The organism is Acetatifactor aquisgranensis, from assembly GCF_943193215.1.
Lineage (GTDB): Bacteria > Bacillota > Clostridia > Lachnospirales > Lachnospiraceae > Acetatifactor > Acetatifactor aquisgranensis.
Window position 1 is genome coordinate 1 of the sequence record NZ_CALPDH010000034.1, and the last position, 12,482, is coordinate 12,482.

Below are 12,482 nucleotides of genomic sequence, written 5' to 3' on the forward strand. Positions count from 1 at the left end.
TTCCCGAGTGGCCAAAGGGGACAGACTGTAAATCTGCTGCAAATTGCTTCGGTGGTTCGAATCCACCTCCATCCATTTCCTTTCGGGGAAATAGAATATATCAATTGAATAATGACGCGGGGTGGAGCAGTCTGGAAGCTCGTCGGGCTCATAACCCGAAGGTCACAGGTTCAAATCCTGTCCCCGCTACTACAAACTTATGAATAAGAGTTCAATAAGTTTGAATGCCCAGATAGCTCAGTTGGTAGAGCAGAGGACTGAAAATCCTCGTGTCACTGGTTCGATTCCGGTTCTGGGCATTTTTTGCTGTATAAAAAAGCATTTAGATACAGAGGACTACAAATGTTAAAAAAGGCTTGCCAAAGGAAGATTACTGAAAATTTTTTTTGTAAGGTATTTTGTATCCTTGCAATGATTATGTTTGGCATTCTGGTTTACCATAGTTTGGGGATAACCGGAGAAAATAGCGGCGAATTGACGGATGAACATATATACTTTAGGCATAATTCAGTTGTGCTGAATTTGATTGTGCTTAGTCTTGCTTTTATTTTGCTTTCATTTTATGGACAGCTGAAAAAGTATTTTCATACAAAAAAGCGGAGAAATGTGCTTTTGGCAGTCGTCTGTATTTTTGCGGTCTTATTTGCTGTCTATTGGATTGCGACGACAAAAACGGCTCCATGGGGAGATCCGGGATACATATTAGCATATGCGAGACAGTTTCAAGAGGGAAATTATAGTGCATTTGGCCCCGGTGAATATCTGGCGGTTTATCCACAGCAATTGGGACTGATAACCGTATTGAGATTCTTCAACAGGCTGTTCGGGGAAAATGATTACAAAGCATTTAGCTATTTTACTGCTATGATGCTACCTTTGATTATATTGTCAGGTATGAAGATTGTCAGATATCTTGTAAAAGATAACGCAAGTGCAGAACTCTTTTATATCTTATTTGTGTTCACTTGTTTTCCTATGTATGGATATACGCCTTTTATTTATAGCGATTTATGTTCTTTAGAGATTGGGATGTTTTCTGTGTGGGCCTTTCTATCCTGCCTTGAAAGGCTTCGGGGCGGAAAACTTATCTGGCTGGGGATGACAACGGGCATTGCGTTTCTTTTGAGGAGCAATATTATCATTATGATTATTGCATTGTGGATTGTCCTGGCAGTGAAGCTGATTTGTGATTCGACGAAGAGACGAAGCGCCTTAGCAATGGGAATTGCGATGATTGCAGGACTCATGTTGTTTTATGCAGGCCTGAATTTCGCATACAGGGATGTCAAAGATAAAAATGCGGATGCGCTTCCGGCTATGGCATTTATTGTAATGGGACTGAATGATGACTATGGGTATTCAGGATGGCACAATTTTTATGGAGTAAATCTGTTTGCTGAATGTGAAAATGATGCCCGACTTACAACAGAGTATGCGAAAGAGGATTTGAAAGCTTATATAAGTTTGTTTGGCGGGAATCCGGAGTACATGGTAGATTTTTTTGTAAGAAAAATGAATGCTCAGTGGAATGCTCCGATGTACCAGTGTATTGTTTCCAACAATCATGTGGTGGGAACACAGGGAAAGCTGGCATCAAGCATTTATGAAAAGGGCTATTGGTATCGATTGGTGAATTCCTATATGAAGATTTTCCAGATGATTCTTTATGCGTCGATTTTGTGTTTATTGATTGCCCGGCATAAGGATTGGATGAGTATTGATAAATATGTGCTGTTAATTGCAGTATTTGGCGGGTTTCTGTTTAGCCTGATATGGGAAGCAAAGACAAGGTATATATTTCCGTATTTATTGATGATGTTGCCGTATATGGCTGTGGGTGCCGATGTAATTGTCAGATTTTTGGAGTCGAAGATTACTTTTCTGGCAAAGACTGCTGACATGGAATAATTTAGCGGGAAAACTTGTATTATGGGATAAGATCGATTCTGGATATTTTTGGTGGATATATAGCATGAAAAGGTATAATTTCAGCCTTTTGATGCTATATTTTTGTGATAATATGTGCTATAATAAGCTAAATGCATATATGAATAATCATTCATTTAGGGAGAAGCACGATGGAAGAGAGACAGACTGGGGAAATGGCGGAAACGGAAAATATTTTAGAGAAAAAAAAGCCGAAGCCGAAGCGAAAAAGAAAGTTTATTCTTACCGCGATTCTTCTTATACTTGTGGCATCGTTGGCAGTGGTGGCATATCTTTATTACCGGGGGGTAGTGTATTATCAAACCCATTTTTTCCCAAATACGAATATAAATGGTATGGACTGCGGCGATATGGAGGCTGCGCCTATCATAGAAGCGCTGGAACAACGTATCAGCGAGTATGCGTTGGCGGTGGTGGGCCGGGACTACCAGACAGGCGAAGGAGATACAATCCTCGGTGTCATTGCGCCGGAGGATATCCGGCTGAACTATGTCGGTACGAGGGAGGCTGTGGAGTCGCTGCTGCAGCAGCAGGATGAGTTCATGTGGTTCGAGGCTTATCTGGACAGAAGCTATATCTATACTTTGGAACAGGACATGACCTTTGACGAGGCGTTGCTGAACAGCACGGTAAAGTCCTGGGATGCCTGTAAGAGAAGTAATATGCGGATACCAGAGAATGCCTATATCAGCGATTATTCGGAGGAACTGGGCGGTTATGAAGTCATTCCGGAGACCACAGGTACAGTGCTTGATGTGGAGAAAGCGATTCTCCTTATCGTGGAGGCAGTTGGAGCGCAGGAGGCATCGATCAATCTGGAGGAGCTGGAGTGCTATCTGGATGCCACTGTGAAAAAGGATGATAAGCAGCTGAACCGCATTGTGGACAATGCGAACAAATGGCTTGGTACAAAGGTTGTCTATGATTGGAACGGAACGAGAGTCGTACTGGACAATGAAACTTTGAAAGACTGGGTTTCCATTGAAGACGGCAAGGCTACCTTGGATGAAGAAGCCATCGGGACTTTTGTAAAGGAACAGGCAGCATCATATGATACCTATGGCCGCAGGAGGAACTTCATGACCACCTACGGATATGAGATATCGCTTCCCGGGCGGAATTATGGATGGAAGACTGATGTGGAGAGTGAGACGGAGGAGCTGACAAAACTGATATATCAGGGGAGCAGCATTGAGAAAGAACCTGCGTACAGCATCAGAGCCAGGCAAAAGGGAGATAATGATATCGGGAATTCTTACATAGAGGCGGATATGAACAGCCAGCATCTGTACCTGTATAAGGACGGAGCGGTAGTGCTGGAGACGGATTTTGTGTCCGGCACGATGATTTCCTCTTTTGACTGTGTGACGCCGGAGGGTGTGTTTGGGCTATTGTACAAATCTACCGATGCGGTGCTGGTAGGAGAGACATATCGCACTCCGGTGAAATATTGGATGCCTTTTTACGGGAATTACGGTATGCATGACGCCAACTGGAGAGGCGCGTTCGGCGGAGAGATTTTTATAACGAACGGCTCCCATGGCTGCATCAATCTTCCGCCCAGCATGGCGGCGCAGATTTACCAATATGTATCGGAAGGCTTTCCCGTGATTTGCTATTATCCTCAGGGGATCCCTTATATAGGACCTCCCGCAGTGCCGGAGGAAGGTGAGATACCGGTGGAAGGCGAGGTGCCAGTGGAAGGTGAGGTGCCAGTGGAAGGTGAGGTGCCGGTGGAGGTTCCCATAGAATAAACGGGAAATAGCCTGTTCATGAGGTTCTGTGTGGGGGCTGGCCAGGGTGACAGGGATGCCGGTACGATGGCGGTCTGTAGTCGGGATTTGCGGCAAACTTTGCTGGCGTGTAGTATAGATTCGGGAGGAGCGTATGTTCGGAATCTGCCGAGACATTCAGGTTAATGTGAATAGAGATATGAGTCAAGAAAGAAATATGGGAAATATGGAAAATATGGAAAGGAAAATGACGAAAAAGCGTACGGAAAGACAGGCCAGAAGATGGCGGAAAAAACTGGAGCGTTTTCGGAGGGAAGAGCGCCAGATTCGGGAGGTGGCTCCGGATATTCTGAAATCGCATAATTTCCATCGGATGAAAGAGTATATCCAGCATGGGGATGTGACTGTGAATGCTCATGTACTGAGCGTGGCGAGATGCAGCATTGCCCTCAGTGAGTATCTGCACATCTCCTGCAGCAAGAGGGAGCTGATCAGGGGAGCGCTGCTCCACGACTATTTTCTCTATGACTGGCACATTCCCGATGAGGAAAATCCTCACAGGCTCCATGGCTTTTATCATCCGGGCACGGCCCTGCGGAATGCGTCAAAGGAATATCGGCTGACTGTCCGGGAGAAGAATATCATAAGCCGGCATATGTGGCCGCTGACTGTGGTGCCGCCAGGCTGCAGAGAGGCATGGATTGTGACAGCTGCGGATAAATGGTGCTCGCTTTTGGAGACATTATATATCTATAAAGGGCATGGCGCGGTACATGCCAGGTTAGGGACAGTACATCAAATCAGAGACAGGCATGTCAAAGTAGGGAATAGTTGAGCGGAGTGGAGCATTTATTTGAAAAATTATCAAATTATACGGAAAGAGATATCTATCCTTATCATATGCCGGGACACAAGCGCAGAAGTTTCGGAATGCTTCCGGAGGAATTGTATAAAATAGATATCACGGAGATAGACGGCTTCGATAATCTGCACCAGCCGGAGGATATTCTTCGCAGTCTGCAGCAGGAGGCCGCCGCTCTTTACGGCGCGGAGGAAAGCTTTTATCTGGTGAATGGGAGTACCGGCGGGATTCTGAGTGCGGTCAGCAGCGCATTGCCTGTAGGCGGACATATTCTCATGGCCCGCAACTGCCATAAATCGGCATATCATGCGGCTTATCTGCGAGGGCTTTCTGTCACATATCTGTATCCGCCCTTTCTGGAGGAATATGACATTTATGATGCCATAGAGCCATGGCAGATTCGGCAGGCTTTGGAGTGGGAACCGGACATAGGGGCTGTCCTGATAGTGTCTCCCACCTACGAGGGGAGGATATCGGACATCCGGGCCATCGCGGAGATTGTCCATGAAAAAGGGATTCCGCTGATTGTGGACGAGGCTCATGGAGCCCATCTGGGGCTGGGTGGAGGGCTGCCGCCGAACAGTTGCCAGTTGGGTGCAGATTTGGTCATCCACAGCATCCATAAAACTCTGCCCGCCCTGACACAGACGGCGCTGCTGCATGTGAATGGCGGCAGGATTGACAGGGAGCGCCTTCGGAGGTTCCTGCGCATTTATCAGTCCAGCAGTCCCTCCTATCTGCTGATGGCGGGCATCGACAATGCGCTGGAACATGTGAAAGAAGACAGGAGCGTTTTCGTTCGCTTCAGGGAACGCTATGAGAGCTTGGTGCGGAATCTGACGGATTGCTGCCGGTATCTGCGTTTTTTGCCGATGGAAGACGGAAAACAGGATGTGGGCAAGCTTTTGGTCTCGGTAAAGCAGAGCGGCCTGACTGGCAGACAGTTGTATGATATTTTGTTGCAGAAATATCATCTGCAGCCGGAGATGGCAGCTGTGAGTTTTGTTTTGGCTATGTTCACGGTGAACGATAGCGAGGAGGGATACCGGCGCATGGCTCGGGCGCTATTGGAGATAGACGCCAGCCTGGGAGGAGAGAGGGCGGAGAATATTTTCTGTGAATTTAGGGCACAGGGGCATGGGAAAAGGTGTAGTGGGCAAGATGCGGAAAACTTCGAGGAGGGGCGCAAGAGGCAAGACGTGGAAAGCTTTGAGAGACGGCTTTGCGTAGAGGTTTCAGACAGCAATCCGGAGCGCCGGGAGAAAGGGGAGCACCGGGAAAAAAGGCAGGACGATGGAATCATTCCATTGGCGGAAGCCTGGGACAGGAAGACGGAAATGACTTCTCTGGAAGAGAGTGTCGGCAGACTGATAGGGGAATTTATCAATCTGTATCCGCCCGGTGTGCCGCTGCTGGTGCCGGGAGAACGGATGACGGAAAGGCTGTGCGGAGAGATTCGAAATGCCCTGGAGCAGGGGCTCCAGGTACAGGGCGTCCAAAGAAAGAAGCGCCAGGGGGAGGCCGCAGAAGTGATTTCTGTCCCGGTAATCCTATAATAAGTGCCCTTTTTTCTGTAGAATGCCCTAAGGATGCTTATACAGGTAAAACGCTTTATTAGTGGAGGCGCGGAAGTGGATTTAGAGAAAATCAGAGCCGTTTTCCCGGATTTTCAAATCGGGCATTTTCATATGTTTCATACAATTACTTCGCTAAAATGGGAAAATATATTTGAGTGTGAATCCGGAGAAGAACACAAAAATCTTTCACTTATCATGACTTGTTCCGATGGTTATTATATCAAGTTGGAATTTGCAGATGTAAATGCTATGTGTTTTAGGGGAAACGGACAGATTTCGGGATTTTACATCAAAGACATGTCTGGAAGAGGATATGAAAATGGTTCAAGATATGAAGTCGGTGATTATGAGGAAAACGAAATTTCGTTTTATTGTTCCGATGTAATAGTCAAAGAGCTGGTGAGATTCCAGCACAGCACCAGAATCCAGAAAGAAAAGAGAGGTCAGTAAAATGAGGAGAACAAAAATCATCTGTACCATAGGCCCGGCCAGTGAAAGCGTGGAGCGGCTGCGGGAGCTGATGCTGGCGGGGATGAACGTGGCCAGGTTCAATTTTTCCCACGGCACCCATGAGGAGCAGCGGGAAAAGTTCAGGAGGGTGGTGCAGGCCAGGGAGGAACTGGGGCTTCCTGTGGCTACCATGCTGGATACAAAGGGGCCGGAAATCCGCCTGCGGGATTTCGAGGGAGGCAGAGCGGAGCTGGTAAGCGGCCAGCAGTTCGTGCTGACCACAGAGGAGATTTTGGGCACGGCGCAGAAAGCTGCGATTTCCTATAAGAATCTGAAGAATGATATCGAAAAGGGCACTACCATCCTGATTGACGACGGCCTGATTGAGATGACAGTGGAGGAAATCCGCGGAGAAGAAATCGTCTGCCGTGTGGTGAACGGCGGCTTCGTCTCCAACCATAAAGGCCTCAACGTGCCGGGGGCGGTTCTGTCCATGCCTTATATCAGCGAGGTGGACAGGGCGGACATCCTGTTCGGCATTGAGATGGGCCATGACATTCTGGCGGCATCCTTTGTGAGATGCAAGGAAGACATCCTTGAAGTGCGGAAGATTCTGGAAGAGCATAACTGCAATATGAAAATCATCGCCAAAATAGAGAATATGCAGGGCATCCAGAATCTGGAAGAAATCCTGAGCGTATCTGACGGCATCATGGTGGCCAGGGGAGATATGGGCGTGGAGATTCCTTTCGAGGAGGTGCCCATACTTCAGAAGAAGATGATTAAGCTGGCCAATGACCAGGGAAAGCATGTCATCACTGCCACGCAGATGCTGGAGTCCATGATCAAGAATCCAAGGCCTACCAGAGCGGAGACCACGGATATCGCCAACGCCATTTACGACGGCACCACGGCAATCATGCTTTCCGGGGAGAGCGCGGCAGGAAAATATCCGGTGGAAGCAGTGATGACCATGGCGAAAATTGCGGAATGTGCCGAAAAAGATATTGATTACGGAAAACGGATGCGGCGCCATGAGCATGGGCAGGGCGCGGACATCACCACGGCGCTTGCCTATGCCACCTGCACGGCTGCTATGGATTTAGAGGCGGCGGCAATCATCACGGTGACTATGTCGGGCTTTACCGCGGCCGCCATTTCCAGATTCAAACCCCAGAGCCCTATCATAGGCTGCGGGGTACAGGAAAAGGTCTGCAGGCAGCTGAACCTGCTGTGGGGCGTGACGCCTTTGAAGATACAGGAGGAGGAGAACGCCGAGACGCTGTTCGCCAACGCGGTGGAGGAGGCGAAGAGAGCAGGCTACGTGAAAAAGGGCGATGTAGTGGTAATCACGGCAGGTGTGCCTCTGGGAGTGGCCGGCACCACGAACATGATTCATGTAGTCGAGGTCGGGTAGGCCGTGGGCAAGATAGTATGCCTGATGGGCAAGAGCTGTGCCGGAAAGGATACGATTTATAAACGGCTGCTTGCGGACGGCGGAATGAATCTGACAAAAATAGTGCCTTATACCACCAGACCTATCCGCGAGGGAGAGCGGGATGGTGTGGAGTATTTTTACACAGATGAGAATGGTTTTCAACGGCTGAAAGAGCAGGGGAAAGTCATCGAAGACAGGGCTTACCACACTTATCATGGTCTGTGGAGGTATTTCACTGCGGATGATGACCAGATACGGGATACGGCCAGGAGTTATCTGATGATAGGGACGCTGGAAGCCTATCGGAAGCTCCAGGATTATTTCGGAGTGGACAGAATGCTGCCGGTGATGGTAGAATTGGAAGATGGCATACGGCTTCAGAGGGCGCTTTCCAGAGAGCTTACTCAGGAGAATCCCAAGTATGGGGAGATGTGCCGCAGGTTTTTGGCGGACAGCGAGGATTTTTCGGAGGAAAAAATCGGGGAGGCGGGCATCGTCAGACGTTTTGTGAATGATGATCTGGAGCGGTGCCTTGCGGAAATCAAAGGCTACATCAGGGATGAGATTTCTATCAAATGATTATGTGCCGCAGGGACGGGCTTCATAAAAGGGAAGTTTTCGCCTGGCCAAGGGGCATATTGGGGAAAGGAGGGCAGGCATATGGATATAAAGGTGACGCAGGTGGGCCAGAGCGCTCCCGTGGAGCAGGTGCAGAACGTGCAGCCTGCGGACGGCAGCTTTAAATTCATGCTTGCCAGCCATGTGGAGGGCGCAGAGCTTCAGGCCAGGCTGCAGACTCTCATGGAGGAGATTACCATGCAGGGGGACCGGCTGGCCAAGCGCCGGGACGTGAAGGACATGAAGCATTACAGGCGGCTGGTGAAAGAGTTCATGAACGAGGTGGTGACCCATTCCCATGCTTTTTCCAGAGAGAACTTTTTGGACAGGAGGGGACGGCACAGGGTCTATGGAATCATCCGGCTGGTGGATGAGAACCTGGACAATCTGGCCCAGGAGCTGATGAAAGATGAGCAGGACCATCTGGCAATCCTCAATACGATTGGGGAGATTCGGGGATTGCTGTTGGATATATTTACGTGAGCCAGTGCCCACAGGATTTACGGATATCGGATGGCCGGAAGCTCCATGCGGAGTCTCCGGCAGCGGAAGAACGGATGCGGAACTGGAATAGGAGGGGAGTATGGCGGGTTTTCAGGACATTATCGGGCAGCAGCAGATAAAGGAGCATCTGCAGAATGCGCTTGCCACAGGGAAGATTTCTCATGCGTATATCATCAATGGGGAAAAATCTTCCGGAAAGGAATTTATCGCCAGGGTGTTCGCCATGGCGCTGCAGTGTGAAAGGGGGGAGACAGAGCCCTGTCAGGAATGCCGTTCCTGCAAGCAGGCCCTGTCGAACAATCATCCGGACATCATCCAGCTTGTCCACGAGAAACCGGGCACTATCAGCGTGGACGATATCCGCTCCCAGGTGAACAACGATATAGCTGTGAAACCCTACAGCAGCGCCTACAAGGTGTATATCATAAACGAGGCGGAGAAGATGACGGTCCAGGCCCAGAACGCCATTCTGAAGACTTTGGAGGAGCCGCCGGAGTATGCGGTCATCCTGCTGCTGACATCCAATGTGAACAGCCTGTTGTCCACGATTCTCAGCCGCTGTGTGGTTCTGAACATGAAGCCGGTGGGGGATCAGCTGGTAAAGGAATATCTGTGCAGCAAGCTCCAGGTGCCGGACTACAGGGCGGAGGTATGCGCGGCGTTCGCCAGGGGAAATGTGGGCAAGGCCAAGATGCTGGCAACCAGCGAGGAGTTCGAGAACATAAAGGCGGAAGCGCTGGCGTTGCTGAAATACATACAGGATATGGATCTGGCTGAAATCATGACCGCTGTGAAGAAGATTACGGAGTACAAGCTGGAAATCAAGGATTATCTGGATATCTGCGCAATCTGGTATCGGGACGCGCTGATGTTCAAGGCCACCAGCGATATGAATCACCTGATTTTCAGGGAAGAGATACAGGCGCTGCGCCGGACTGCCCAGCGCAGCAGCTACGAGGGCATCGAGAATATCATAAAGGCGCTGGATACCGCGAAGCAGCGGCTGGATGCCAATGTGAATTTTGAACTGGTCATGGAGCTTTTGATGCTGGCCATTCAGGAGAATAGTTGAATGGAAAATCAAATTCCATTATTAACTATGGTTTTTTGCGGCGGAATGTGTTAAAATAGCACTGCATTCGATGATGAAAGGGCATATTTTGCCGCAGTGAGGTGGATAGATGGTTAGAGTAATAGGCGTAAGGTTTCGGACGGCGGGTAAGATTTATTTCTTCGATCCGCTGGGATTTGAGATAAAAAAGGGCGACCACGTCATCGTGGAGACTGCCAGGGGAATCGAGTTCGGCACGGTGATGGCGGGAATCATGGAGGTGGAGGAGGAAAAGGTAGTGCAGCCTCTGAAACCGGTAATCCGCATCGCGAACCAGCGGGATGTGGAGCAGGAGGCTGACAACCGGGACAAGGAAAAGCAGGCTTTCAAGATATGTCTGGAGAAGATTCGCGAGCACGGACTGGAGATGAAGCTGATAGACGCGGAGTATACCTTTGACAATAATAAGGTGCTATTCTACTTCACCGCTGACGGACGGATTGATTTCCGTGAATTGGTAAAGGACTTGGCCAGCATCTTCAAGACCAGGATTGAGCTGCGCCAGATAGGCGTCCGGGATGAGACGAAGATTGTGGGGGGCATCGGTATCTGCGGCCGTCCGCTGTGCTGCCACAGTTATCTGGCGGACTTTGTGCCCGTGTCCATCAAGATGGCGAAAGAGCAGAATCTGTCCCTGAATCCGGCCAAGATATCCGGCGTATGCGGCAGACTCATGTGCTGTCTGAAAAACGAGGAGGAGACCTACGAGGAGCTGAACAGGAGGCTTCCCGGCATCGGGGATTCCGTGACTACCGAGGAGGGCCAGAAAGGCACGGTGCAGAGCGTCAATGTGCTGCGCCAGCTGGTGAAAGTGGTCATAGACGCGGAGGATGAAAAGGAAATCAAAGAGTACCCTGTGGAAAAGCTGCATTTCAGACGCAGGCACAGCAAGAAAGAGAAAATGGAGCTGTCCAAGGAAGAGCTTCAGGAGCTGGAGCGCCTGGAAGAGGAAGAGTGGCAGAGGCAGGAGCAGGAGCTGGCAAATAAAGCGGAGGAAGCCCAGCGTCAGAACGCCAGGAACAGGCAGGGAAACCGCAGGCAGCCCGGGCAGCATTCCAATGAGGAGCACAGGCCCCAGAAGCCGGAAGCAGGCCGCAGGCCAAACGGTCCGCGGGCTGAGGGCGGTCAGAGACCTCAGGGACAAAGGAACGGAACGCCCAGGCAGAACGGCAGACATCCCGAGGAGGATTCAAGGCAGGCGCAGCATCACGACAGGACCCCCCAGCAGACAGAGGGATCGTCCGGGGGACAGGGGGCAGGCCAGCATCCCGGTAATCGGCGCCGTCATGACAACCGCAGGCGCCAGGACAGAAACCGCCAGAATGGCCAGAACCAGGAAAACCATGACAGCAATCAAAATGGAAAGAACCGTTATGACAACAGAAACAGGCATGAGGCAAGACACGCAGAGGGACAGGCAGGACCGGGAGACGGTCAGGCTTAAGAGTGGCGAGCGTGTGGACGAGCTGGAGCGGAACGGCTACCGCATCATCCAGAATCCGAAGAAATTCTGTTTTGGAATGGACGCGGTGCTGCTGACAGGTTTTGCCCGGGCCAGGGAGTCGGACAGACTGCTGGATTTGGGCACCGGGACGGGGATTATTCCGCTGCTGATGGAGGCGAAGTATCATTGCGCGCATCTGACAGGGCTGGAGATTCAGGCTGACAGCGCGGATATGGCGGCCAGAAGCGTGGAAATGAACGGTCTATCGGACAAAATAGACATTATCACAGGAGATATCAGAGAAGCAGACCATATATTCTTGTCTGCTTCTTTTGACTGTATCACATGCAATCCGCCCTATATGATAGGGCGGCACGGCATTGCCAACCCGGATGCTCCGAAAGCCATAGCACGGCATGAGATTCTCTGCACCTTTGAGGATGTGGCCAGGCAGACGGAGAAGCTTTTAAAGCCCGGGGGACATTTTTTCCTGGTGCACAGACCTTTCAGGCTGGCGGAAATCATGACGGCGCTGGCGGGGCATAAGCTGGAGCCGAAACGGATGCAGCTGGTGTATCCTTACGCGGACAGAGAGCCCAACATGGTGCTGCTGGAGGCGGTGCGCGGGGGAAAGCCACGGATGACGGTGGAGAAGCCGCTGATAGTATTCCGGGAGCCGGGGGTCTATATGCCGGAGATTAAGGAGATTTATGGGTACTGAGGCAAGGACGGAAGAAAGCAAGATGCAGGCCGTGATGGAAGTTCGGGAGGGTATGGCAAAGAGACATTACAGAGCCG

10 protein-coding genes, 2 tRNA genes and 1 pseudogene are annotated in these 12,482 nt (G+C 50.4%); all 13 read left to right on the plus strand.

The genetic code is table 11. The features are described from left to right. Positions 1 to 115: 115 nt before the first annotated feature. The 13 genes and pseudogenes from NFS35_RS22875 (at position 116) to NFS35_RS22935 (ending at position 12,405) form a co-directional block, all read left to right on the plus strand. Positions 116 to 189: transfer RNA gene (locus NFS35_RS22875), tRNA-Met, on the plus strand. Between the two features lie 37 nt (positions 190 to 226). Then, positions 227 to 299: transfer RNA gene (locus tag NFS35_RS22880), tRNA-Phe, on the plus strand. A gap of 43 nt (positions 300 to 342) precedes the next feature. Next, on the plus strand, positions 343 to 1,908 hold the full coding sequence (locus tag NFS35_RS22885; RefSeq protein ID WP_251209380.1) for a glycosyltransferase family protein: 1,566 nt from the start codon (positions 343 to 345) through the stop codon (positions 1,906 to 1,908). A gap of 170 nt (positions 1,909 to 2,078) precedes the next feature. Next, a complete protein-coding gene (locus NFS35_RS22890; RefSeq protein WP_251209381.1) occupies positions 2,079 to 3,701 on the plus strand; it encodes a L,D-transpeptidase family protein in 1,623 nt (540 codons plus the stop codon). 226 nt (positions 3,702 to 3,927) lie between these two features. Then, complete coding sequence (locus NFS35_RS22895; RefSeq protein ID WP_251209382.1) at positions 3,928 to 4,515, plus strand: HD domain-containing protein; 588 nt, start codon at positions 3,928 to 3,930, stop codon at positions 4,513 to 4,515. A 5-nt stretch (positions 4,516 to 4,520) separates the two neighbouring features. Then, a complete protein-coding gene (locus NFS35_RS22900; protein WP_275564729.1) occupies positions 4,521 to 6,098 on the plus strand; it encodes an aminotransferase class I/II-fold pyridoxal phosphate-dependent enzyme in 1,578 nt (525 codons plus the stop codon). 75 nt (positions 6,099 to 6,173) lie between these two features. Further along, positions 6,174 to 6,569 (plus strand): hypothetical protein, encoded by a 396-nt coding sequence (locus NFS35_RS22905; protein ID WP_251209383.1) that lies wholly within the window; start codon positions 6,174 to 6,176, stop codon positions 6,567 to 6,569. Position 6,570: 1 nt separating this feature from the next. Beyond that, complete coding sequence (pyk, locus tag NFS35_RS22910) at positions 6,571 to 7,986, plus strand: pyruvate kinase (protein WP_251209384.1); 1,416 nt, start codon at positions 6,571 to 6,573, stop codon at positions 7,984 to 7,986. Positions 7,987 to 7,989: 3 nt separating this feature from the next. Next, positions 7,990 to 8,586, plus strand: a complete 597-nt coding sequence (locus NFS35_RS22915) for a nucleoside/nucleotide kinase family protein (RefSeq protein WP_251209385.1) — start codon at positions 7,990 to 7,992, stop codon at positions 8,584 to 8,586. Positions 8,587 to 8,667: 81 nt separating this feature from the next. Next, positions 8,668 to 9,108 (plus strand): YaaR family protein, encoded by a 441-nt coding sequence (locus NFS35_RS22920; RefSeq protein ID WP_251209386.1) that lies wholly within the window; start codon positions 8,668 to 8,670, stop codon positions 9,106 to 9,108. 100 nt (positions 9,109 to 9,208) lie between these two features. Then, positions 9,209 to 10,201, plus strand: coding sequence for a DNA polymerase III subunit delta' (gene holB / locus NFS35_RS22925; RefSeq protein ID WP_251209387.1), 993 nt, complete (start codon positions 9,209 to 9,211; stop codon positions 10,199 to 10,201). Positions 10,202 to 10,310: 109 nt separating this feature from the next. After that, positions 10,311 to 11,195, plus strand: a pseudogene (locus tag NFS35_RS29765) (PSP1 domain-containing protein); the annotation flags it as partial. A 418-nt stretch (positions 11,196 to 11,613) separates the two neighbouring features. Beyond that, positions 11,614 to 12,405: a tRNA1(Val) (adenine(37)-N6)-methyltransferase gene (locus NFS35_RS22935; protein WP_251209388.1), complete on the plus strand. Its 792-nt coding sequence runs from the start codon at positions 11,614 to 11,616 to the stop codon at positions 12,403 to 12,405. Positions 12,406 to 12,482: the final 77 nt, after the last annotated feature.

Bases quoted from the DNA above. Each gene is read 5' to 3' on its own strand.
- NFS35_RS22890 (WP_251209381.1), top strand. From the start codon at position 2,079: ATGGAAGAGAGACAGACTGGGGAAATGGCGGAAACGGAAAATATTTTA.
- NFS35_RS22935 (WP_251209388.1), top strand. From the start codon at position 11,614: ATGACAACAGAAACAGGCATGAGGCAAGACACGCAGAGGGACAGGCAG.
- holB (WP_251209387.1), top strand. From the start codon at position 9,209: ATGGCGGGTTTTCAGGACATTATCGGGCAGCAGCAGATAAAGGAGCAT.
- NFS35_RS22895 (WP_251209382.1), top strand. From the start codon at position 3,928: ATGACGAAAAAGCGTACGGAAAGACAGGCCAGAAGATGGCGGAAAAAA.
- NFS35_RS22885 (WP_251209380.1), top strand. From the start codon at position 343: ATGTTAAAAAAGGCTTGCCAAAGGAAGATTACTGAAAATTTTTTTTGT.
- NFS35_RS22920 (WP_251209386.1), top strand. From the start codon at position 8,668: ATGGATATAAAGGTGACGCAGGTGGGCCAGAGCGCTCCCGTGGAGCAG.
- pyk (WP_251209384.1), top strand. From the start codon at position 6,571: ATGAGGAGAACAAAAATCATCTGTACCATAGGCCCGGCCAGTGAAAGC.